This is a genomic window from Paenibacillus sp. UMB7766-LJ446, assembly GCF_030226665.1.
Lineage (GTDB): Bacteria > Bacillota > Bacilli > Paenibacillales > Paenibacillaceae > Paenibacillus > Paenibacillus vandeheii.
The window spans coordinates 50,611-72,888 of the sequence record NZ_JASOYM010000004.1 but is presented as its reverse complement, the minus strand read 5'-3'; the positions used below and the strand labels follow the sequence as shown (position 1 = coordinate 72,888).

At 46.6% G+C, this 22,278-nt stretch carries 20 protein-coding genes; 10 read left to right on the top strand and 10 right to left on the bottom strand.

Annotated features, from left to right (window positions below; all coding sequences use genetic code 11):
* The first annotated feature begins 200 nt into the window (after nt 1-200).
* Entirely contained in the window at nt 201-578 is a 378-nt protein-coding gene (locus QP794_RS11520) for a VOC family protein (protein WP_024631833.1), read from the top strand.
* A gap of 243 nt (nt 579-821) precedes the next feature.
* A complete protein-coding gene (locus QP794_RS11515; RefSeq protein WP_285076630.1) occupies nt 822-1,490 on the top strand; it encodes an SOS response-associated peptidase in 669 nt (222 codons plus the stop codon).
* Between the two features lie 30 nt (nt 1,491-1,520).
* Here QP794_RS11515 and QP794_RS11510 read toward each other — a convergent pair whose 3' ends face one another.
* From QP794_RS11510 to QP794_RS11470, 9 genes are all read right to left on the bottom strand, one after another.
* On the bottom strand, nt 1,521-2,999 hold the full coding sequence (locus QP794_RS11510) for an AraC family transcriptional regulator (protein WP_285076628.1): 1,479 nt from the start codon (nt 2,997-2,999) through the stop codon (nt 1,521-1,523).
* 286 nt (nt 3,000-3,285) lie between these two features.
* On the bottom strand, nt 3,286-4,287 hold the full coding sequence (locus QP794_RS11505) for an ABC transporter substrate-binding protein (RefSeq protein WP_285076627.1): 1,002 nt from the start codon (nt 4,285-4,287) through the stop codon (nt 3,286-3,288).
* A 217-nt stretch (nt 4,288-4,504) separates the two neighbouring features.
* Entirely contained in the window at nt 4,505-4,639 is a 135-nt protein-coding gene (locus QP794_RS11500) for a hypothetical protein (RefSeq protein ID WP_285076625.1), read from the bottom strand.
* Nucleotides 4,640-5,593, bottom strand: coding sequence for a class I SAM-dependent methyltransferase (locus QP794_RS11495; protein WP_285076623.1), 954 nt, complete (start codon nt 5,591-5,593; stop codon nt 4,640-4,642). It abuts the gene before it with no gap.
* A gap of 38 nt (nt 5,594-5,631) precedes the next feature.
* Nucleotides 5,632-6,219, bottom strand: coding sequence for a histidine phosphatase family protein (locus QP794_RS11490; RefSeq protein WP_285076621.1), 588 nt, complete (start codon nt 6,217-6,219; stop codon nt 5,632-5,634).
* On the bottom strand, nt 6,216-8,513 hold the full coding sequence (locus QP794_RS11485) for a class I SAM-dependent methyltransferase (RefSeq protein WP_285076619.1): 2,298 nt from the start codon (nt 8,511-8,513) through the stop codon (nt 6,216-6,218). Before QP794_RS11485 ends, QP794_RS11490 begins: the two co-directional genes overlap by 4 nt.
* A gap of 43 nt (nt 8,514-8,556) precedes the next feature.
* Nucleotides 8,557-9,369: a phosphotransferase family protein gene (locus tag QP794_RS11480; protein ID WP_285076617.1), complete on the bottom strand. Its 813-nt coding sequence runs from the start codon at nt 9,367-9,369 to the stop codon at nt 8,557-8,559.
* Between the two features lie 196 nt (nt 9,370-9,565).
* A complete protein-coding gene (locus tag QP794_RS11475; RefSeq protein ID WP_285076616.1) occupies nt 9,566-10,156 on the bottom strand; it encodes a GNAT family N-acetyltransferase in 591 nt (196 codons plus the stop codon).
* A gap of 5 nt (nt 10,157-10,161) precedes the next feature.
* Nucleotides 10,162-10,608 carry a RidA family protein gene (locus QP794_RS11470; RefSeq protein ID WP_285076614.1) on the bottom strand — a complete coding sequence of 149 codons (447 nt, stop codon included), beginning with the start codon at nt 10,606-10,608 and terminating at the stop codon, nt 10,162-10,164.
* Nucleotides 10,609-10,914: 306 nt separating this feature from the next.
* On the opposite strand from QP794_RS11470, the gene QP794_RS11465 reads away from it, so the two are divergent.
* Entirely contained in the window at nt 10,915-11,349 is a 435-nt protein-coding gene (locus QP794_RS11465; RefSeq protein WP_285076612.1) for a hypothetical protein, read from the top strand.
* Nucleotides 11,350-11,407: 58 nt separating this feature from the next.
* Here QP794_RS11465 and QP794_RS11460 read toward each other — a convergent pair whose 3' ends face one another.
* Nucleotides 11,408-12,292 (bottom strand): AraC family transcriptional regulator, encoded by an 885-nt coding sequence (locus QP794_RS11460; RefSeq protein ID WP_285076610.1) that lies wholly within the window; start codon nt 12,290-12,292, stop codon nt 11,408-11,410.
* A gap of 125 nt (nt 12,293-12,417) precedes the next feature.
* On the opposite strand from QP794_RS11460, the gene QP794_RS11455 reads away from it, so the two are divergent.
* The 7 genes from QP794_RS11455 to QP794_RS11425 all read left to right on the top strand — a co-directional run bounded on the left by QP794_RS11455 (nt 12,418) and on the right by QP794_RS11425 (nt 22,154).
* Nucleotides 12,418-13,707 carry a Gfo/Idh/MocA family protein gene (locus tag QP794_RS11455; RefSeq protein WP_285076608.1) on the top strand — a complete coding sequence of 430 codons (1,290 nt, stop codon included), beginning with the start codon at nt 12,418-12,420 and terminating at the stop codon, nt 13,705-13,707.
* A 108-nt stretch (nt 13,708-13,815) separates the two neighbouring features.
* A complete protein-coding gene (locus tag QP794_RS11450) occupies nt 13,816-15,633 on the top strand; it encodes a cache domain-containing sensor histidine kinase (protein WP_285076606.1) in 1,818 nt (605 codons plus the stop codon).
* Nucleotides 15,605-17,206 carry a response regulator gene (locus QP794_RS11445; RefSeq protein WP_285076604.1) on the top strand — a complete coding sequence of 534 codons (1,602 nt, stop codon included), beginning with the start codon at nt 15,605-15,607 and terminating at the stop codon, nt 17,204-17,206. The genes QP794_RS11450 and QP794_RS11445 overlap by 29 nt, the downstream gene beginning before the upstream one ends.
* A 121-nt stretch (nt 17,207-17,327) precedes the next feature.
* Entirely contained in the window at nt 17,328-18,242 is a 915-nt protein-coding gene (locus tag QP794_RS11440) for a carbohydrate ABC transporter permease (RefSeq protein ID WP_285077406.1), read from the top strand.
* Between the two features lie 5 nt (nt 18,243-18,247).
* Nucleotides 18,248-19,087 (top strand): carbohydrate ABC transporter permease, encoded by an 840-nt coding sequence (locus tag QP794_RS11435; protein WP_285076602.1) that lies wholly within the window; start codon nt 18,248-18,250, stop codon nt 19,085-19,087.
* Between the two features lie 80 nt (nt 19,088-19,167).
* Nucleotides 19,168-20,484: an ABC transporter substrate-binding protein gene (locus QP794_RS11430; protein ID WP_285076600.1), complete on the top strand. Its 1,317-nt coding sequence runs from the start codon at nt 19,168-19,170 to the stop codon at nt 20,482-20,484.
* A 23-nt stretch (nt 20,485-20,507) separates the two neighbouring features.
* Nucleotides 20,508-22,154: an MGH1-like glycoside hydrolase domain-containing protein gene (locus QP794_RS11425; RefSeq protein ID WP_285076598.1), complete on the top strand. Its 1,647-nt coding sequence runs from the start codon at nt 20,508-20,510 to the stop codon at nt 22,152-22,154.
* The last annotated feature ends 124 nt before the right edge of the window (nt 22,155-22,278 follow it).

Sequence of the window (22,278 nt, the reverse complement as noted above, 5' to 3'; positions counted from 1 at the left end):
GCTCGAATTATCCTTAATCTAATGGTATGTCGCAATGCGGCAGTCAAGGACATTTGCTTCCTCTTTTTGTGCCTGAATTGAAGTTGTATGGTGGGTGCTCATATATGGTAATATAAAGCTTGACTCAATCTAAAAAGCTTCACCCAAAGATATACCTGCTTCACCCATGATTCAACTACGTATATAAGGAGTGTAAATCAATGTTTACTCAAGTCGGGCAAATTATGTTGTATGTAAACGATCAGGACAAGGCTCTTCAATTTTGGACGGAAAAAGCAGGTTTCCATGTTGTTAATGAAGTCAATGGGAATGGCATGCGCTGGATCGAGATTGCTCCTGTGAAGGATGCCCAAACCACAATCATCCTGCACGACAAGGAATTCGTTGCCAAAATGTCCCCTGAATTAAACCTTGGCACGCCATCTCTTATGCTTTTCACAGATAACCTGGATCAACTTTACACTCACTTATCCAATAAACAAGTTACGGTTGGCGAGATTGTAACGATGCCTGGCGGAAGAGTATTCAACTTTGCAGATGACGAAAACAATTATTTTGCGGTTATGGAGAAAAACTAAATCTTCTGGCTTACCGAAGTGATGCCACACCAAAAAGCCCGTTCAGTAGTGAACAGGCTTTTTTTCTATATATTTTGCTTAAATGCAAACCTACCTGCATCCAGTTTTATGCTAATTTATAAAAATCATCTAATTTATTGCATATTCACTTTTATTGGCTATGCAGCACCACATATTACCCGTTTCTAACGTTAAAGATTTGAGTTAAATTACATACTATAGCGTTTTAAAGGAGGCTTCGATATGTGCGGAAGATTCACGATTACAGATCCAATCGAAGAAATTATGGACAGGTACTATGCTTCTATTGCTGAAGGATTTGAGTACAAACCTAATTACAACGCTGCGCCTATGCAATTCATCCCCACAATTATCGGTAGCAAAGACGGTAATCGATTGGGGGCGCTCCGATGGGGTCTAGTTCCTAATTGGGCCAAGGATGAAAAAATAGGCAATAAGATGATTAACGCCCGTGCAGAAACACTCACAGAGAAACCAGCCTTTAAACGCCTAATCAATTCCAAGCGTTGTATTATCCCATGCTCGGGATTTTATGAATGGAAAAAGGATGGATCCGTAAAGCAACCCATGCGGATTCTAATGAAAGATGACTCCATCTTCTCGCTTGCTGGCCTATATGATACTTGGATTGATCCAGAAGGTAAAAAGCTTTCAACTTGCACTATCATTACTACTGAACCTAACCGTCTTATGGCGGACATCCACGATCGTATGCCAGTCATTCTCCGGCCGCAAGATGAAGCGGATTGGCTAAACAAGGAATCGGACAAGGAAAGCGTTCTGAGGTTTCTCAGCCCGTATAAGGCCGATGAAATGATAGCATACAAGGTGGATTCTGCAGTAGGTCATGTGCGAAATAATAACGAGGAATTGATCAAAGAGGTCAGTTAAGAATAATTTAGTCCTCCCGTCTTATCTAATTCAGCCCAAATACCGCAGTATATCGTCGATTTTCTTCCCATGGGAGATGACACCATAATTCATCCAGGTCATAAAATCCACCTCGTATACGTGACCGCATTTCACTGCAGGCAGCCGCTTCCACTCATCACTTTCCAAGAGCTTCCGTTCCTCTCGGGGATAGGCAGAATCCATATTGTCAAATGTGATAAAGAGATGATCTGCCTCAAGCTGTCTCAGCTGCTCCAGCTCAATGCTGATTCTTCTACTTTGATTTGCCCATTGTTGTACACAGAAATGCGGAGTTAATCCTAGATCTTGATACAATACAGGACCTACGTAACCAAACTGGTTCCCATAGAGTGTAATTTCCGATGCAGAAATACGCAAAAAAGCGACGGTTTTTCCACGCATATGTCGTGTCAAAAGTTTCTTGGCTTCCTGCGCCTTTTCCTCATAATCACCTATTACATCCTGCACCCGGCTTACCTTTCCCAGCACATCCGCGGTGGATTTCAAAATGGAACGCCAGTCCTCACCCCAATGTTCTAGATAAAACGTCGGTGCTACCTGCTCGAAGCGCCCCAGATTCCATCTTTCAAAGCCCTTGTTCAGCATAATAAATTCGGGGGTATTCGCCACATTAAACTGGGCATCGTGCTGGCTCACATCGAATTCCGGTACATCATCCAATCCTAAATAGTGTTGTCTGCCCCAGGAACGATGGGAATATTGCAACATCGGCCTTACTCCAAGGGCCAGTACGAAGTCTTCCAGATAAGGTGCAAATACACGCGCGTCTTGACGATGATGACGCCGATACAATCCTGGTGAAATGCCAGCATACTGCTTAAAGCGACGGCCGAAATAATACTCGTTATTAAATCCCACATTCTGAGCAATATCATGCATACGATCATCCGTCAGTTGCAGTAGCTGTTTGGAGCGTTCCAACCGAACAGCATTCACATAGTCAAGCGGAAGTTTACCCGTAATTTCTTTGAATTGTCGAGTATAACTGGCTCTGGTGAGCCGGATATCAGCCGCTAAATCGTCAACCGTTATGGCCTGATTATAGTGTTCGCGAATATAACGAATGGAACGTTGAAGCCGTACGCGATCATTCGGTTCCTCGTTCTCGGGAACACTTTGCCGAAGCAAGGTCCTGAACCATTCCTGGAAGCGTAGTTGTACCTCCCACTGTTCCAGCCAATCACAAGTTGTCTGTTGGCGTAATAATTGTGCCAAGGGTTCCAAACAGGAACTCCATGGACTGTAATTCAGCTCGATAAGAGATAACGATCCTTGGATATCTATCCCTTTAACGAATCCATGCTGCTCAGTAGTGTCTCCAATATTCATACGGTTCGAAGTATCCTCTTTCACCTCAGCCACCGTCAGATCCAGTTTATAAAATTGCAATTCATTTTCAGTCCCAGTAGAATCTTCGATTACTATGGATTTTCCAACGGGAACAAATATAATCATTCCTTTTTCCATACGGATTTCCCTGTCCGAGCAGGCCATTGAACCATTTCCACACGTCACAACGAATAAGGAATATGAGTCAGACATCGGGTATGCGAGCCGTTTCAGTATATTGGGCTTATTGCCATCTACGTATTCTATATGTCGAAGTAAGCATAACCAGGGCTTGGGAATTAGTTGTACAATCGTGGGACACATATTCATCTTCCTTAATTGAGAATTGTTATCATTTGAATTAGTGTAAACGAAAAAAGAAAGCTCTTCAACCCTGAGGGAAGAACTTTCTTATGGAGAAGGCTTATGGTGTCATTTTTTGCAAGAGATCATCAATCTTCATTGTGTTTGCCGTAATCGCACCTGATTGCCAATATGACCTTTCCATCATGTACACCTGGTTGTTTTTAACTGCCGGAAGAGATTTCCACAACTTGCTATCTAGCACCTTCAAAGCTTCCTTGTTCTCGGGGGATGACCATTCTCCATTGGATGGAAATACAATAATATGATCCGCATCAAGCTCTGGAAAAGCCTCTTCAGAAAGGATCTCCTGATATTCTTCCATGTTGCCGACCAGTGGATGAGGCGTTAGACCAAGCTCTGAATAAATAAATCCGGTAAATCGATTTTTCACGCCGAACAATGCCAATGTATTATTGCTAATATTCAGTCGGACAACCGCTACGGTCTCATCCCCGACTGCTTCCTGAAGCTTCGCCTTAGCGTCTGCAATCTTGGCCTCAAATGCCGCAGCAACTTCTTTACCCTTGTCCGGTTTACCAACAACATTGGCAATGGTCGTCAAGATTTGATTGGAATCCTGCAAAATGTCTTCTGGCAAACGGTACGTGGGCGCCACCTTTGAATACATTTCATATTTCTCCATGTCCACTCCACCATCCACAATGATGAGATCCGGATCATACTGCAGCAAAGCCTCAATGCTACCTGTAGTATCAAATTGTGGCACATCCAGGTCCAGATATTCCTGCACACCCCACATCGGATTATACCACTGTACTACAGGTGCGATATCAAGAGCCTTGAGATAATCCTCCACATAGATACCAGCAATCCGCTGCGGATGCACCGGAATCGTCACATCACCGAATTCATCCTGAACGACACGCGTCTCTGCTTCTTTTTCTGTTGTTTCAGATGTACTTCCATCCGATACTGCGGTCCCAGATGCAGGAGCCTGTTCTGCCTCTGACTCGGAGTTTGCCCCACATCCTGTTATAACTACAACCATGAGTAGCAGGATGATCGTCCACCCTTTGAAACCCCTACTGGATCTTACCATAATACTCTTCACCCCTATGTAATCTGTTGTTGTATCGGTGAGAACACATTTTTATAAATAATGATTATCATTCTCACTCAATGCTTAGATGAATTGTACCTTATGCTGTGTAAGACTCACAATACACATTCGAGGCTATTTTTTTATACAAACGAAAAGGATGTACAACCGTCACCCCCGCTTATCGCAGGGGCAATGTACCTTGTTGATAACAATCCTACTCATCTGGCCTCTCTCCTCCAACCGGTGCTGTTAAATACATCTCGGGAATCACAAAACGCTTCATCACACCAACAGTATACGTATCCGGCATAAACGTAATCTTCATTTGGCGCTTTGTCCCCTTTTTCATCTAGTCCAGCCGCGTAATTCTCGTCATTTGCTGTGTTGGTGTTATCCAGGTTCGACATACAAAATACTGGGGTAGTTGATCTACGAATGACTCTATGAAAGGAACACTCGGCGCATAGAAGAAGGAACCTCCTGGTTTTAGCGCTCTTAATAGCTCCATATATTTCTGAGCATATGCTTCTGGCTCGCCGTCTGCCTTGAGATGATGATGTGTAAAATGGTTGGAGAATGCCAAATGGGATATTATTGTCCCCCACTGTTCCTCTTCAAAAGAAGATTCCATCCAGCCCATACGTCGCAAAAACGGCCGATCCTCCGATTCCTCCACCTGTCTGTCCATCCCATAGGCTTCTATCTTTTTACCACGTAAAAATTGGACCAAATTGGCCTGCGGACCGCAACCAAGATCAAGCACAGGCGGATGCAGGTCCTCTACATCCAAGCCGAGCCAGGATACCTGCAGATCCGCCGAGTACGCCTCACAAGGCACCCAGAACAGATGTGGATCCATCGCATATTTTTTAAACAATTCCTCGCCGTTGGTCTGTATTAGAAATGTTCTTAACTGTTGATAATGCTTCTGGAAAAATTGCTGCACTACCTCTTCCTCAGCCTCTTCGTCCTTTAAAAGAGACCAGATCCCCATAAATTGATCTTTATATAATTCTGCCAGTTGCAACTTGTCTTTGCTCGTAAACTGCATAAACTGGTTCACCTGGATAAATTGGCGGATTCCTTGCTCTGCTAGTTTATTTGTATAATGATTCAATAATCCATCTGCAATAATACGTTCTAATGCTTTTGCCACTTGAGCGCGATATTCCAATATCCAGCACAACGTTCGCGGAGATGGCCCTAATGCAGACTTGCCCCGATTATAAAATAAACTTTTATTGTCATTAAAACGGATTTGTTGCTCCAAAACGGACCCTATCAACTTGAGGTTCAGTATCATCGCCTCCTATCGTCGTTAGAACGTGTTACCTAGAGAAACTAAACCTGTTCTTCCCACAATCGTGTTACCTGAACCAACCTGCTTTCACGATCAAACTCCAGTTTGTAAATGTCCGGCATCGTTGTATTTACCCAGAAGTCATAACCATAGGACGGATCATAATAATTGAAAATCAACGTCATGATATCCCCATGGGTGCCAATCACTATTTTTTGCCCCGGATGCCTATCGAGAATTCGCTGTATTACAGTGATTGCCCGTGACACGGCGACTTCACCGGATTCTCCACCTGCATAAGCAAACGCAGGATCATCGTAGAGTCTTTGTTTAGCTTTCCGAAAATGTTCATGCTTCACTTCAGGACCTGACAGCTCACGCTCCCGTAAATCCTCTTCGGTGACCACAATGCCGCCTGACACTTCGGCCAATCCTTGAATCGTATCCACGGCCCGTCTATACGGGCTGGAATAAAACAACTGGATCTGCTCCCGATGTAGCAAACCCGCGACGGTGGCCGCGTCCCTTTTGCCTTGTTCCGTCAGACCACGCTCGCGTTCTTGCCCTTCCATATATTCAGACTCCGCGTGCCTTACAAAATATAAAGCCGTGTTGGCTTCATTCGTCATCTGTCCGCCATTCCTTTCTTCTTTTCAATGACGATCAGGCAGGTGCTGTCTGGCAAAGGTGCAGGTTGACCGTTTTCCTCCATAAAGATAATTCGTTCTCCAAGCGCCTCCGTATATCCTTCCTGAAGAAAGTGCCGGAACGTAATGATCTCTGCTTGATCACCCAGCGCTTTGCGAATGCAGTCCTTATATGCCGACGGGGTAAATATGCCGAATTGCTCCTGAATCTCATGGACATATGCTTCTTCACCCCAAGTATACGTGTACAAAAATTCCATCGCATCGTTGATATCCAGTATCGCCTCATTCCCGGAGATCCGCTCGAATTCAATGCTGCGTCCCTGGAAATCCTGTGCGTACCGCTCCAGCCACCGCATCCCATCCGGTTCAAGGAAACGAACCCGGCGCTTCTGTGCTTCGGGTTCGGTCATAATGCCATCCCGGATCAGAATTCGGCCCCCTGGGGACAACACGTCAAACGAACTTCTCAGTGCAGCAGCGACGGTATCGCTGTTAAACCTCCGGCCATCACGTTCAATATACGAATACAGTTCATGCAGAATGGATGAAAAAATAACCGTATCCACCGTGCCTGGCTGCACGTATTGATCCAGTTGAAGAGCATCCCCCTTCAATACTTGCCAGCGATGTGCCTCACGCTGCTTTTTACGCTCCAGCGCTTCAATGACATTCGCTGAAATATCAATGCCAATTGGCTCCATCTCAGGTCGTTCCTGCTCAATCAGATCAAGCAAGATTCCACCGCCGGGACCGATATCGAGCACACGTTTGCCAACCATATAATCCAGCAGCACTTTCTTGTAATCTCCTGAGCTGTTCATGTCCGCCAGATACGTCTCTTCATTATGGAACCGATCATACGCATCCCGTCGCAATCCGAACAGGTCAAATAACAGCAGCACAGCCTTCTCATATAATGGAGACTTTTCTGCCTCAATACAGAACACTATGAGCTTCTCCGCCGCCGGGGAAAATTCAAATGTTACAAATACCGTATCCCGCAAATTGGGATGCCGTTTAATTCGATGTGTCAAGTGAGGGTAAGTGATCGTCCCACCTGCTTCAATCTGCGCCCACGAATACTGCTCCAAATACTTTTCGATCATTCGTTTCTTGTAAATATTCAGTTTCTTGACACCCTTGTAGTCGTAATACATCGTGTTCATTAATGGTTCAAAGCTGATATGCCTTACTACATCCAATCGTTGCTCCCGCGAAGTCGAATTTCTGTCTGATTCTTCCGTTGTTCTGCCAGTGCTGTTCGTCATCGAATCATCTACAGATAGCACCATAGCTTCACTGCTCAGCGTCAAAAGGAAGATCTTAACCATCTCCTGCAACGAAAAATCGTGCATCGCTGACTCCACATACCATAAGGTCCGATGAGCCAGAGGAGCGAGAAGTTTCTCTATCTCAATCTGGGCTTGAAGTTTGGCATATGCTTCATCCATCGCCTCTCCTTGACGTATAGACGAGCTCCGCAAGCGTGACAGCCGCTCCTTCACATTCCAGTCGGTATGATCCGGAGCTGCCATGATCCAGCCCACGATAAGCTGCACTTCAGGCTGAACCTGATTCCACAGTGCCGGGTCAACGCCTGCAATGACGCATTCATTCAGCGCCATCAGGATGGCCTGCAATTCATCAGAGGTCAGCCACCCTTGCGTTATGAACGAATGCAGCGGAGCATTTTCAGCAAACGGGATTTCTCCTCTTATGTACTGACCAATAAGCCCGTGTGTGGCAATAAGGGTGCGAATGATCTCATCCCGTGGTGTGGGTGAACTATGTGCTGATTGTGCAATTTGTGTACTATCACTTGGAAGATCATTTAAAAAATCACTCGGGGATTCCGATCGTGATGCATCGTTCTCTTCACAATTACCTTGCTTGCCTTGCAAATCTCCAACACTTCCATACATGTCGTACAACTGTGCTGAACCCACATTGTGCACGAACAGGTTAACCCCCTGTTTCTGCCAACTTCTGCGCTGTTTCAGTGATCCCGCCTTTGCCGTTTCCGACCAGACCAGCACATCCTCCAAAATTTCTCGAATCCAAAAAGAAACCTCAAGCTGATCCAGCACCTGAAGTGTGCGTTCTACATAATCCAGTACCGGGTTCGTACCTTCCAACTCTGCTATGGAATGAATACGTTCCAGGTTAATATTCGGCTGTTCCGCCGCTGCCAGCAGCTGCAGCCACTGTGGTTGCTTCGCCTCCGGTAGCTGGCCTGACTTGTAAGATTGTATGGACTTTAATGAGTGCAGCATGGATCTCTTCACCTCGTTATCCTTGTTTATTAAGCTAAATATGTCATTTCAGCAGACGAATACGATCCTGCACAAGCTTGATTAACTGATCCGCTTCCACTGCAGGTAACCTCTCGTCCAGACGTGCAGCCGCGACAGGCAGAATCCAAGCATCCAACTCCTGGCGGGATATCCCGGAAATCTGGATATAATGTTGAATATAATGATCCAGCATTACATGGCGAGCCAATTCAAATTTCCTATGAACAGCCGGGTCCATATCCTCCGGCAACGTGCCGCTCATTAATATTACCCAGCTGCGTGCCACATCACCCGCCGGATCACCCGACATGCCTGTCATCCAGTCTATAACCCAATATTGATCTCTCATTTCATTCAACATAACATTGTCGGGATGAAAGTCGCCATGACAAATTTGCTTTCGCTCTGGAAGAGACGACAGATAAGCAATTACCTGCGTCTTATCCTCTTCCGATAATAGAGAGGTATTTCGAATGGCTCCAGTAAGAATCTGCTTTTGTGTGGGGAGTGCTCCTGCATCATCCTGCTCGACGTGTAGGCTATGATGACAGATTGCCATTTGACGAGATAGTTCTTCGATCAACACGGGCTCCTGAAACATGAGGGATAACATCGTGTTGCCTTCAATCCGTTCAAATATGATCCCTTTACGCAATCCATCATCCATAAACAACCTTGCCTGTGGCACCGGTAAGCCCTTTTGGAATACTGCCTCAGTAATTCGAAACTCATTCTGGACAGCTTCGGCTGGAAAATCGGCATGGTATAACTTCATAATCTGATTTGATGCGTACTCATAGATCTCAGCCGTTCTTCCTTGCCCAATCCGTCTCACTTTTCATTCCCCCTAAAATGATACACTTCCTGCTTCCATTTCAAATTTTTTGTTACCCATGTGCTTCTGGACAGTAACCAGAAAATGTGCACACAAAAAATGGCCCGGAAGAACAGCCCATTCGCTTATTCCTCAACAAGCCATCCTTTCTTTATAAGCCATTTTCCAATTCATTTTGATCTCATTTCAAACTATTCTATTCAAACTCATTGCCTCTCACCTTCGCAAACACCATCATATCCACCAGCTCACCTGTACTGTCACGCCGCATCTTGCGCAGTATACCTTCAAGGGTATAGCCTGCACGCTCAGCCACTTTGGCACTTCGGACATTCCGTGCATCACAGCGGATTTCCAGTCGGTTGGCCTCCAGATAGTTTATTGCGAACTGCTCGATGCCTTTGACTGCTTCCGTCATCAGACCCTCACCGGTACGTGAAGTTCTGATCCAATAACCGATCTCGAAACAGCGTGCATTCCAGTCTATTCGATGCAATCCGCTGCTGCCCACGAATTCATCCGTAAATTTGTCACGTAAATGAAGCATCATGTCGGTCCGCTCCAGAAATTGCAGCCTGGCTTTGCGGGCATTCGCTTCCGATTCCTCCAGTGAAGGTATGTTCTCGGCAAAAGGCAGCCACAAACGCAATTGCTCCGCACTTTCACGAATTGCCTCATTCACTGCGGCTCCATCTCCCCACCTCGGGGCACGGATGGTCAGACGTGGTGTGTCAAAACTTTCAGGAAAAGACAGCATTAACGGATTAAATGAATCCGAATTGGTCATGAAACCTACTCCTCCACCTGGAATATCGAATCAATGATCAGCGGCAAGTTATCCCTCACGGATACAGCACCAAATACGGAGCGGGCGTGTACACCCTGTTCTCCGAATACATCCAGCATCAGATCCGAGCAACCGTTTAACACCTTATGGTGCTCCTGAAAAGAGGCGGTGGCATTGATGAATCCTTGCACTTTGACCACCCGCTTCACCCGATCCAGCGAACCGAGCACTTCCTGAACGACAGCCAGTACCTCAATGGCAGCATTTCGGGCAAAATCATATCCTTGCTCCGTTGTAAAATCATCCCCGAGTTTACCGCGTTCTTGCGTATCCGGCCCTTTACCAGCCACATACATGATTCCGTTTACTATTACGGCATTCGCATACTTCGCTGATGGCGCGCTTGCCTGAGGTAGTACAATGCCCAATTCTTCCAATCTGGTCTGTATCATCAGCATCTCCTTTATGTATAAAAATGTCCTTGCAATCTATCCATTTATTTCTAATTTAGATAAATCTCAATATACGCCGGTTCCTCTTGAACTGCAATATAAAAAGGGAAACATAATAAAGGACCTGATCCACTGTCTCCCAGGCAAGATTTCTCAGGTTCTTTTTTATATGTTTGGCTTCTGATTCCCAGATATCTAATACCAACCTGTTGTATTTACCTATAGGCTTAGCGTGTCCTTTTATGTTATAATATAGGACTCCATTCTCAAAATGGAAATGACCCAAATACATAAAAAGGACACCTTATGAGTACAAAAACACGGCATATTATTTTGATTTTATTCACCATCATACTAATTATTGCATCCATCTTTTTTCATAAGTATCGTGAACTCAAACATCCCATCGAGTCCTCTGCTGACTCAGCATACCGCAGTGTTATACTGGAAAGTATTCATTATAAAAAAGAGCTTGATCGATATATCAAAAGCAACAAGACAACAGATAAAACAAAACTGACTCTTTATACAAACAATATTAAAAACGCTTTCGACCACTATGGGCTCATTACGATTATGGTCGATGGAACGACACAAAGGTTATATACTGAGAGAAGTGATTTTTACTATCAGTACTGGCACTTGTTTCCCCCGGACTATGCGGAACTTACATTAGAAGAACTTCAAAAGGTAAGTGACAAAACAAACATCATTATTAAGGAACTCCAACGATTGAAATAAACATGATACGACTTGTTCCAGATCTACATCTATACGTATTTCTATCTCGTAGTTCACCCTATCTCACTGCTCCCATCGAACCTGCTTCTCTGTACTCCTGCCGATATGTTCTGGGGGACACCTGAACCGTCCGCTTGAACATCTTTCCAAAATGTGAAAAATTGCTGAATCCCGCTTGCAGAGCGATCTCCGTTATGGAATCCTCGCTTTCACGCAGCAAACGCTGCGCTTCCTTCACCCGAAGCAGATTAAGATAATCACTGAACGTGAAACCAGTGGTCTGTTTGAACAGACGGCTGAGATAATGCGGGCTGATTCGGAACATTGCTGCAACCTCAGGCAGCGCTAAAGATTGATGATAGTTTTCGTTAAGATGGCGGACCACTGCCTGAGCCTTGGGATGCAGAACCGGCTCACTGTCGGCCGAATGCACGGTGCCCAGATGTTTGTTACGATAAGCGAACAGCAGCAATTCAATGGATCGGTGACGCAGCAGCAGGCTGCTTCCATCTCTCGTATGAACCATCTCATCAATCATTTCGCTGACCATTCGATCTGCTGCCTCACTTACCTGTGAAGGAAGTCTGAGAATGGGAGTATCCCAGCCGAATGGCTCCTTTAGCCCCTCAGCCAACTCAGGTAAAATAGCCAATTCCGTGAACAGCTCCGGCTTGATATACAGAACAATTCGATCATGGTCTGGCCTTCCACTCTCCATCGTTTTGTGAACGGTATTCCGGTTGATAAATACGAAGTCACCAGCCTTGACCTGGTAGGTACGGTCCTTGATGAAGTAAATGCGCTCACCGGATAACAGATAGTACAACTCATAATGGTCATGCAGGTGGTCATCCGTCATGGAGAAATATCCAATGCGACGATCATATTCGATATTCAAATAACCGGTGGGATCATTGTAATCCGCTCGAAATGTCTGTGCCATGCAGCTGCCCCCTTTGCTTGAATTATAGCAAAATAAGCGGCATTTGAAAGCGATTACGCACAAAAAGCGGCGAAAGAAGTGCTCCCTTGTTATAGTCTAGAGCTATATTCAAGGAGGCGATAGACATGAGTAACAAAAAACGCTACGTATTGGTCGGAACAGGCGGCCGTGCTGAATTTTTCTATGGAGCATTAGCTCAAAATTTCAGGGAAACATCCGAGCTGGCAGCTTTTTGCGATATTAATCAGACCCGCATGAATTATGCCAATCAGCTGCTGAGGGAAAAATATAAATACAATGAGGTGCCTACTTATCCTGCGAATCAGTTCGATCAGATGATTGAGAATGAGAAGCCGGACTTTGTCATAGTAACCAGCATCGACCGCACCCATCACAAATATATCATTCGCGCAATGGAGCTTGGCTGTGATGTCGTAACTGAGAAGCCGATGACCATCGATGAGTACAAATGTCAGGATATTCTTGATGCCGCCAAGCGGACCGGACAAAATATACGCGTCACCTTTAACTACCGTTACGCACCACACCACACCAAAATACGGGAACTAATTCAGAATGACACGATTGGGAAAGTGACTTCGGTCCATTTTGAATGGCTGCTGAATACACGCCATGGTGCCGATTACTTCCGCCGCTGGCACCGGGACAAGCGTAATAGTGGCGGACTGCTCGTACACAAATCCACCCATCACTTCGACTTGGTCAATTTCTGGATCGGTTCGCAGCCTGAGACCGTTTTCGCTTTCGGGGATCTCATGTACTATGGTAGAGAGAACGCCGAGGAGCGAGGCCTGACCCAGTTTTACACTCGCGCAACAGGCAACCCACTTGCACAAGAGGACCCTTTTGCCCTGCACCTGGATTCGGATGCACATCTCAAAGCCATGTATCTGGATGCCGAGCCGGAAGACGGCTATCAGCGGGATCAAAGCGTATTCGGAGATGGCATCAACATCGAGGATACGATGGGCGTGCTCGTTCAGTATCAGAACAGAGCTATTTTGACCTATTCGCTTGTTGCATACCAGCCGTGGGAAGGCTATCGTATCGCCATTAACGGTACCAAAGGCCGGATTGAGATGAACATTGTGGAACAATCCTACGTTAATTCGCTGGGTGACAAAAGTCTCGAAGGTGCATTGATTGGGAAAACACTGCGAGTACTTCCCATGTTTGATGCCCCGTACGAGGTTCAAGTGGAGGAAAAAGAAGGCGGTCATGGCGGAGGCGATCCGGTTCTTCTGAATGATCTGTTCGGAGAGCCTGCGGAAGATCCATACCACCGTGCTGCCAATCAATTAGATGGAGCAAGATCTATCCTCACCGGAATTGCAGCCAATCGCGCCATCGCAACTGGCTTGCCTGTTCGCATCAACAATCTGGTTCGTTTCTAGGAACACAAGGCCGCTCCAACCACATTCCCATCCAAGGCTGCGTATATTACGCAGTCTTTTTTCACATTTGACGTCGCCCCTGAAGTCTATTTACGTAAGGAGGACCCTATGTTTTTCTCATTAAAAAGTCGCCTGATCGCCTTTATCGTTGTGCTCTTCGTCCTCTGTTTTGGCACGCTCTCCTTCCTGCTCTTCAAGGAGTCGCGTACCGTGATCCGCTCCTATATTGAATCCTCTGCTCTGGAGAAAATGGAGGAATACGGTTCTTATGTCGATATGGTTCAAATGCAGATCTATGATGTGGCCTCTTTTGTCTTCAACAGCGATACAGCCAAGAACTGGGATAACGCAATGAGTGACCCCGACCTTCCTGAAGGGGAAAAGATGCTTGTCAATCTGGCAATGAGCCGTTTTCTGACCCAGGCTACGAACAGTTACACCAGTATCTCCGATGTATCCATCTATCGACGGAATGGGCTGCGGATTGGCAGTGAGAATCAAGTAGCGACCGACCCTCTCTTTTTGCAAGAATCATGGTACAGAAATTTCTTCATCTCAGGGAATCACTGGCTGCCTGCACATACCGATCAACATGAAAACATTAGGGATCATGGCAACCCGGTGGTTAGTCTGCTGATGCCCATTGGGACCTTTCACCATGCTACAGCCCAGAATGTGATGAAAATTAATGTCAGCGAATCTTACTTTCTGGAACCGCTTAACCGAATCCATCTGGCCGAGAGCAGCACTATTTTTCTGCTGGGTGAACAAGGAAACCCTATTCTCTCACAGCAGACAAATCAGCTTAGCGCCGGAGCTTTAGCGGAAATCGATCAAATTCGGAACAACTCGCTCAAATCGGGTGTGGTGTATCTGAACAACGAGCAAGGACAGCGTGACATTCTGGTATACAAAAAGCTGGGGCGTACCGGCTGGATGCTGGCTGGTCTGGCACCGGAAAAAGAGCTATATTCCTCTCTTCACAAGCTTCAGAGTACCATTTTGGTGGTCACAATTGTTCTAATTATCGTCTCTTTGTTTGCCGCTGCATGGCTCTCTTATGGCGTCACCAAACCTTTAACTCGACTGGTACTAGCTATGAGACAGGTACAGCGCGGTGCATTCGATCAGGCAGAGTCCCTTCTGCCCCCGGACAAAAACGTAAAAAGCGAAGTCAGTTATGTCATCTCCACTTTCCGCTACATGATCAGCCGATTGCGTCAGCATATCCAGAACGAGTTCGAGTTGAAGCTGCTCCGTCAACAAGCGGAATATAAAGCACTGCTCATGCAGATTAATCCCCATTTTATGTTTAACACGCTGGAACTGGTAAGCAGTCTTGCCATGCAGCGCCGAACAAATGATACGGTTCAGGTTATTGAGGATCTGGGCAAAATGATGCGCTTCTCCATGAACACAAGTGACGACAGGGTACAGCTTGCAGAGGAGCTGGCTTATATCCGCCACTATATCTCCATTCTGCAAACCCGTTTCGGTCATAAGCTGCACATTACGTTGACACAGGAAGGCAAGCTGGATTCCCTGGTCATCATCAAATTTATCCTTCAGCCACTTGTTGAGAATGCCGTCAAATACAGCTTCCAGCACCAGACAACTGCCGAGATACACATCCGGATCTCCAGACGGAATAACCGCCTGCATTTCCACATTTCAGACAATGGACCCGGTATTCCGGTCGAGATTATCCAAAAACTCCATGATCCTGTTGAAGCTTCTCAACTGGAGCCCCTATTGCGAAGCCAAAGCTGGCACATCGGACTCGGAAATGTGGTTGCACGCTGCCGCTTGCATTACGGCACCCTGTTTGCAATTCAGATCAAGAACGGAGAACGTTGCGGCACATGTATTGAACTGACTCTACCCGTACAGGAGGAATATGATGTACAACGTATTGATCGCAGATGACGAGCTTGAGGTCCGCGAAGGGTTAAAATTGAAAGTAGATTGGCAAGGCATGGGCTTTGCCATCTCAGGTGAAGCGGCAAATGGCATCGAAGCCGAGAAGCTTCTGAAAGCTGAACATTTTGACTTGTTAATTACAGACATGAACATGCCTGTGATGGACGGCGTGCAATTGTTGGACATTTGCCGAAGTCATAATCCTTCCATTCAGATTATGATCATCACAGGATATGAAGATTTCCACTATGCCAGAGCAGGTGTGCGCAGCCAGGCCATGGATTATTTGCTGAAGCCTGTAACCCGGGATGAACTGAAAACCACATTATACAAAATCAAAGAGACGTTGGATAACAAGAAAAAGGTACACGGCGATTCGGAAATGATGCAATGGCGTCTCTCCCAGTATTACAAAGAAATGAAGCAACGTTTCCTGCTAGATCTCGTTCGGGGTCATAGCCTCCCTCCATCTTCATTGCCAGAGCGGATGCGGCTGTTTCATCTGGAATCCTGGCAGGATCACAGCGTCTGTTTCATCACCGCCGGCATGCGAGACTCCGATATACAGACTGCCTCGGTGGAGCGTGTTCCCGAAAAGCTCCATCTTGCCTTTGAGCTGCTTTGTCACGAACTGGCCCAGTCCTATCCAGATAACGTTCAAGTGTTCCATGACGGAGCACACCCCGGGATGATGCATTTCATTACATTGGACGGGATTCAGCACGAATTTGCTCAGCAAATCACAGCGCAGACACGCTCCGTCATTACGATGGACGTACAGGTTGGATTAGGATTGCCCGTATCAGGGCTTGAGCGCTGGAAAGATGGCTATATTCATTCCCTCTTGGCATGGAACTCTGCTGGACGCAAAGGTGCACAGGATCGTGTGCCCGTAGTAGATCATAGTCCATTGCTGCCTGAGGAAACCAACCGAATGCTGCATCGATGTCTTATACGTGGAGAACTGGATTCCTTCCGCAACGTGATTCAAAAGGAACTTACTGACTCCTTTCGGCTATCCACCTCCCGTATGATCCGAAGCCTTTTTCAAATTTCATTATTGATGGAGTCCATCGCTATCGAATTTAATCAGCCTCCTTTCGAACAGGAATCCACGTGGATTTCCCCGGAATGGGTGCTTTGGCTAAAGACTCCAGAGCAGGCAGAACTGCTGCTGATGCATTGGGCAGAGGATTTCGTGAATCAACAGCAGCCATCCGAGGTTGGAGAAGCTACGGTCATTGAATCGGCCAAGCGATATATCGAGGAAAATTACATGCTGGAACTGACATTAACTTCGTTAGCGGAGCAATATAACTACTACCCAACCTACTTTTCGGAAATGTTCAAGGAGGCTGCCGGGGTCTCTTTTATTCAGTATGTGACCGAAGTTCGAATGAAACATGCTCTTCGTCTACTGAAGGAAACCCAATTAACTGTCTGGGATGTTACAGAACTGACAGGCTTCCATTCTCCAAGCTATTTCAGTTCAAAGTTCAAAAAAATGTTCCATATGAGTCCCTCGGACTATCGATTACTGCATTCCGAAAAAAATGATAATGATGATCCGAAGAAATGAGATTCCAGCTTTCCGCCCTCCTCGGTATGATGAATTTACCAAGAGAATCGCCGCCAGTATTGTAAGCGGATTCAATTCCGAGGTGATCATGAAACACATCCATCCTGAAGGGAGGCCTATGATGAGAAAGCTGTCCAAGCCGTTATATGACCAGCAGAATATGACAGCCTATTTGTTTCTGCTGCCCTGGCTCATCGGACTCTTCTGTCTGACACTGGGACCTATGGTTGCGTCATTCTACCTATCCTTGACGAAATTTAATTTGCTGTCACCACCCACGTGGACGGGGCTCAGCAACTATGTCCAGATCTTTACCGAAGACGATACCTTTCGCAGATCTTTGGGGCTAACGTTCTACTATGTATTTCTATCCGTTCCGCTAAGACTTGCCTTTGCCCTACTGGTAGCGATGGCGCTGAACAAAGGAATTCGGGGGCTCGGCTTATACCGGACCGTCTATTACATCCCTTCCCTATTGGGCGGCAGTGTGGCCATTGCGATCGTCTGGCGCCAGATTTTCGAGGGAAGTGGCTTGGTCAATCAGTTCCTAAGCTGGTTCGGGATCACCGGCCCCGCCTGGATTGCCCATCCCGATTACGTGGTCTATACGATCGTCACGCTCTCTGTATGGCAGTTCGGTTCGGCCATGGTTATTTTCCTTGCCGGTCTGAAGCAAATTCCAGCCGATTTATATGAAGCTTCGGACGTAGATGGGGCCGGAAAGATACGCCAGTTCTTCGGCATCACACTCCCGATGCTCTCCCCTGTTATTTTTTTCAACCTGATCATGAGCATGATCAATTCATTTCAAGCCTTTACACCCGCTTATGTGATTGGGGATGGACGGGGAGGCCCGCTCGACGCAACGATGTTCTATACCTTGTATTTGTATCTGAAAGGCTTTTCGTTCTTTGATATGGGTTACGCTTCTGCCCTGGCGTGGATCATGCTGGTCATTATCGGGGTATTCACTGCAATCGTCTTTCTCACCTCAAAATTCTGGGTATTCTACAGCGACAATCAGGAAGGGAGATAATGCACATGCCATTAAAGCGACGATTGGTTCAAGCCGGGAGGCACACCGCCATTATCCTCTTCGGTCTGCTGATGTTGTATCCGGTGTTATGGTTAATTCTCAGTTCGTTTAAACCGAATCATCTCATCTTCACCAATAGCAGCCTCATTCCAACCAGCTTCACTCTTGATCATTTTATAAATGGATGGAAAGGATTACAGGGTGTGTCGTTTGGCCGCTTCTTCGGCAACTCGGCGCTGATCTCGGTCATGAGTGTGCTGGGAAATGTGATCTCCTGCTCCCTTGCAGCCTACGCCTTTTCCAGATTGAGATTTAAGTTCAAAGGACTGTGGTTCAGCATTATGCTGGTCACGATCATGCTCCCTTACCATGTAACTCTGGTACCTCAGTACATTCTGTATAACGAGCTGCATTGGATTAATACGTATTTTCCGCTCATTCTGCCCAAGTGGCTGGCACAGGATTCCTTCTTTATTCTGCTCATGGTTCAATTCATCCGTGGTATCCCACGGGAGCTGGATGAGAGTGCAACCATTGACGGTTGCGGGCAATCGCAGATTTTTTTCCGAATCGTAGTGCCTCTTCTCGTTCCTGCACTGATTACAACAGCGATCTTCACCTTCATCTGGAGCTGGGATGACTTCTTCAGCCAGATGATCTATCTGAGCAAAATTGATCTGTTTACCGTACAGCTGGGCATTCGGTCCCTGTTCGATCCATCAGGACAATCGGATTGGGGAGCACTGCTCGCCATGTCCACGCTGTCTCTGATGCCAGTGACAATCATCTTTCTGGTATTTCAGCGTTATTTTCTTGAGGGGATTGCAACGACTGGACTGAAATGAGTACGAAAATACCTGTCCAGACGCAATAAGTGTACAACAGATATTGTGCTCTTCATTATCTATCGTCAGGGGGATATATCATGTTCAAACGATTGATGATTAGTAGTATAGCTTCACTCCTGTTATTGGTAACTGCCTGCTCTGGAACGGATCATACTGGTGCCGATGAGCAGACAGGAACAGGAACCGCTGAAGGAAGGCAAGTCGAACTGCGCATGATGTGGTGGGGCGATCAAAAACGGGCAGATATTACGAATGAAGCCCTGAAGGTTTTTCAGGAGAAACATCCGAATATTAAAATTGTAGGTGAATTTGCACCTTCCTCTGGATATTTTGACAAGTTAAATACACAGCTGGCGTCAGGCACTGCTCCGGATATTTTCTTCCTCGGTGGTAATGTAGTTGATTACGCGAAGAAGGATGTCCTTCTGAATCTCGACCCACATGTTGGTAATGAACTGAATCTGGACGGCATGGATACCACCATGGTTGAGTATGGCCGTCTTGATGGAAAGCTGCAGCATATTTCCGCTGGTGCGAATGCACGGGGCATTGTCGTCAATCAGGCGCTGTTCGATCAAGCGGGAATTCCGCTGCCAGCCTCAGATTGGACTTGGGAAGATTATGCTGCGATCAGCAAAGAGCTGTCCGACAAACTCGGCAAGGGCTATTACGGAACTTATAATTTCACCGTTGACGGTATGGACATCTTTTTAAAACAGCACGGCAAACAGCTATATGATATGAAGAACGGCACGCTCGGATTTGCAAAAGAAGACATTCTGAAGTGGTTCACCTACTGGGAGCAGGCTTCCAAGTCGGGAGGTGTGGTCACACCTGAATTGCAAGTTTCCAATCCACCGGATGACACCAGTAAATCCTTGCTTATTACAGGCAAAGCGGCGATGAGCCTGCTTCCTTCAAATCAACTGGCTGCTTTCCAGAGTCTGACCGAAGACAAGTTAATTCTTTTACCTGTACCGAGAGGTCCAAAGGGAACTGGAGTTGTATTCGAGTCCAGTCAGGGATTGTCAGGTTATGCAAATACCAAGCATGCCAAGGAAGTCGCGATTCTGATGGATTTCTGGATTAATGATCCGGATGCAGCCAAAATTCTCGGTAACGACCGCGGCGTACCTGTGACGGAAGCCAACCGCAATCTGCTTCAGCAAGAAGCGGGACCTGTTGAAGAGATTGTATATAATTACACCAGCTTTGTATCTGATGCTACAAAAACGGAGCCTTTCGACGTAAGCTATAATCCTCCGGGATTTGCTGAGTTCTCCAAGCTGGCCCAGACAACCAACCAGGAAATCGGCTTTGGCCGAAAAAGTGTGGAGCAAGCTGTAACTGACTTCTATAATGGCACCGTGCGAATCTTTGAATCCAATCAATAAATAACCGCTAGAAGGAGGTCGACATGACAGAAGCCGTGCTGAACAAGCTGCGCCAGATCTCGATCCACGATAATGTGAAGCCAGATAAACCGGAAGATCAAAAGTTAATACAGGAATGGCAGGCGTCGGGTGTTCGATTCGCGGCATCCGGAGGACGACTAGAAGCGACTTATTATTCCGCCCTGGAGAAGTTACTCACTTGCATTGTGCCCCTGAATGGCAGTGAGCCCATTCTTCAGGAAGGTGGCATCTATCTGGGCTGCTGGCTGGAGAGTACCGGCACCATTAATGCGGAGCTGCTGTCACGTCTGATTCCTTCTGTATCGGAAACGACCTATCTCGCTTTTGTCCAACACCAGAGAGAAGATGGATTGCTGCCATATAAGCTAACGGAGAACGGTCCTTCCTTTCGCCAGATTCAGCTCGTTACACCATTGGCACGAAGTGTATGGAATCACTATCAGCTTCATGGAAAGGACCGTTCGTTCCTGAAGACCATGTACGAGGCCATGGTACGTTATGACGAATGGATTGCAACGTATCGCAATACCCGAGGGACCGGCTGTGTGGAGGCTTTTAGCACCTTTGATACCGGGCATGATCTGTCCCCCCGCTTCTGGCATGTTCCGGATACGCCTTATAAGAATGATGCCGCGTCTTACCATCCGGATTCTCCGGTTCTGCCTTTTTTGGCACCAGACTTAACCGCCAATATTTATTGCCAGCGCATGTACTTATCCCGTATGGCCGTGGAGCTCGGGGAGTCTGGTGCAGAGTGGAAAGCAAAAGCTGAAGCCAGTCTGGAAAGTCTCTTCCGTTACTGTTATGACGAAGAAGACATGTTCTTCTACGACCGGGATCGCAATGACGAATTCGTTAGAGTACAGTCTGATGTGCTGCTGCGTGTGATGGCCTGCGAGGTGGGCGACCGGGAAATGTTTGATCACATGCTGCGCAGGTATTTGCTGAATACAAGCAAGTTTTTTGCCAAGTACCCGTTTACGTCCATGTCGATGGATGATCCAAGGTTTGATCCCTTCTCTTCTTATAATAGCTGGGGCGGAGCGTCCAACTTCCTGAGCCTGATTCGTGCACCGCATGCATTTGAATATCATCATCGGTATGTGGAATTGTCATGGGTGATGCAACCTATCCTGTCGTCCCTTTCCAAAGCAAAGCGTTTTGCGCAGGCATTAAGCCCTTGGACCGGGGAGGAAGGTTTTACCGAAACCTACTCCCCCTCCATGCTTTGCCTGCTTGATTATGTGGAACGGTTATGCGGCATCATGCCGGTTGGATCGGACCAACTGTGGTTTACCGGTCTTCTCCCCATCGACATGGATCATGGCGAAGAAGTCGCTGGCCACACGGCGTATAGCCGCACGGTGAATGGGCTGCATTTTGAATTGGTGAACACGCCAGAACGGGTAAAGGTATATCAGGATGGTAACGTTCTTATAGAGGGTCCAGCGGGAATCCGGTTGGTTACGGACCGCAGTGGACATTTGGAAGGTATCATCGGAATGAGCGTGCGCACCATTGAGGGTGAACTGGTTTATCGAGGTATATCCATTCCAATTCGAATCAAAGGAAATGAAATGCAGCGATATACAGACGGAAGCTTGAAATCAGAACGAGATATCGGCATCATCTATCCTTCCTATCGATAGGGAGTTAAAAAAGTGTCTTCTCTCAGGAACATTAAAAAGCCCATTCCCGATAAATAGCTACAACACCAAAAGCGCAAGTGACAGGGAACATCCCCCTGTACTTGCGCTTTTGGTGATTTGCTAT

Bases quoted from the DNA above. Each gene is read 5' to 3' on its own strand.
- QP794_RS11520 (WP_024631833.1), top strand. From the start codon at position 201: ATGTTTACTCAAGTCGGGCAAATTATGTTGTATGTAAACGATCAGGAC.
- QP794_RS11515 (WP_285076630.1), top strand. From the start codon at position 822: ATGTGCGGAAGATTCACGATTACAGATCCAATCGAAGAAATTATGGAC.
- QP794_RS11510 (WP_285076628.1), bottom strand. From the start codon at position 2,999: ATGGAAAAAGGAATGATTATATTTGTTCCCGTTGGAAAATCCATAGTA.
- QP794_RS11505 (WP_285076627.1), bottom strand. From the start codon at position 4,287: ATGGTAAGATCCAGTAGGGGTTTCAAAGGGTGGACGATCATCCTGCTA.
- QP794_RS11500 (WP_285076625.1), bottom strand. From the start codon at position 4,639: ATGAAAAAGGGGACAAAGCGCCAAATGAAGATTACGTTTATGCCGGAT.
- QP794_RS11495 (WP_285076623.1), bottom strand. From the start codon at position 5,593: ATGATACTGAACCTCAAGTTGATAGGGTCCGTTTTGGAGCAACAAATC.
- QP794_RS11490 (WP_285076621.1), bottom strand. From the start codon at position 6,219: ATGACGAATGAAGCCAACACGGCTTTATATTTTGTAAGGCACGCGGAG.
- QP794_RS11485 (WP_285076619.1), bottom strand. From the start codon at position 8,513: ATGCTGCACTCATTAAAGTCCATACAATCTTACAAGTCAGGCCAGCTA.
- QP794_RS11475 (WP_285076616.1), bottom strand. From the start codon at position 10,156: ATGACCAATTCGGATTCATTTAATCCGTTAATGCTGTCTTTTCCTGAA.
- QP794_RS11470 (WP_285076614.1), bottom strand. From the start codon at position 10,608: ATGATACAGACCAGATTGGAAGAATTGGGCATTGTACTACCTCAGGCA.
- QP794_RS11465 (WP_285076612.1), top strand. From the start codon at position 10,915: ATGAGTACAAAAACACGGCATATTATTTTGATTTTATTCACCATCATA.
- QP794_RS11460 (WP_285076610.1), bottom strand. From the start codon at position 12,292: ATGGCACAGACATTTCGAGCGGATTACAATGATCCCACCGGTTATTTG.
- QP794_RS11455 (WP_285076608.1), top strand. From the start codon at position 12,418: ATGAGTAACAAAAAACGCTACGTATTGGTCGGAACAGGCGGCCGTGCT.
- QP794_RS11450 (WP_285076606.1), top strand. From the start codon at position 13,816: ATGTTTTTCTCATTAAAAAGTCGCCTGATCGCCTTTATCGTTGTGCTC.
- QP794_RS11445 (WP_285076604.1), top strand. From the start codon at position 15,605: ATGATGTACAACGTATTGATCGCAGATGACGAGCTTGAGGTCCGCGAA.
- QP794_RS11440 (WP_285077406.1), top strand. From the start codon at position 17,328: ATGAGAAAGCTGTCCAAGCCGTTATATGACCAGCAGAATATGACAGCC.
- QP794_RS11435 (WP_285076602.1), top strand. From the start codon at position 18,248: ATGCCATTAAAGCGACGATTGGTTCAAGCCGGGAGGCACACCGCCATT.
- QP794_RS11430 (WP_285076600.1), top strand. From the start codon at position 19,168: ATGTTCAAACGATTGATGATTAGTAGTATAGCTTCACTCCTGTTATTG.
- QP794_RS11425 (WP_285076598.1), top strand. From the start codon at position 20,508: ATGACAGAAGCCGTGCTGAACAAGCTGCGCCAGATCTCGATCCACGAT.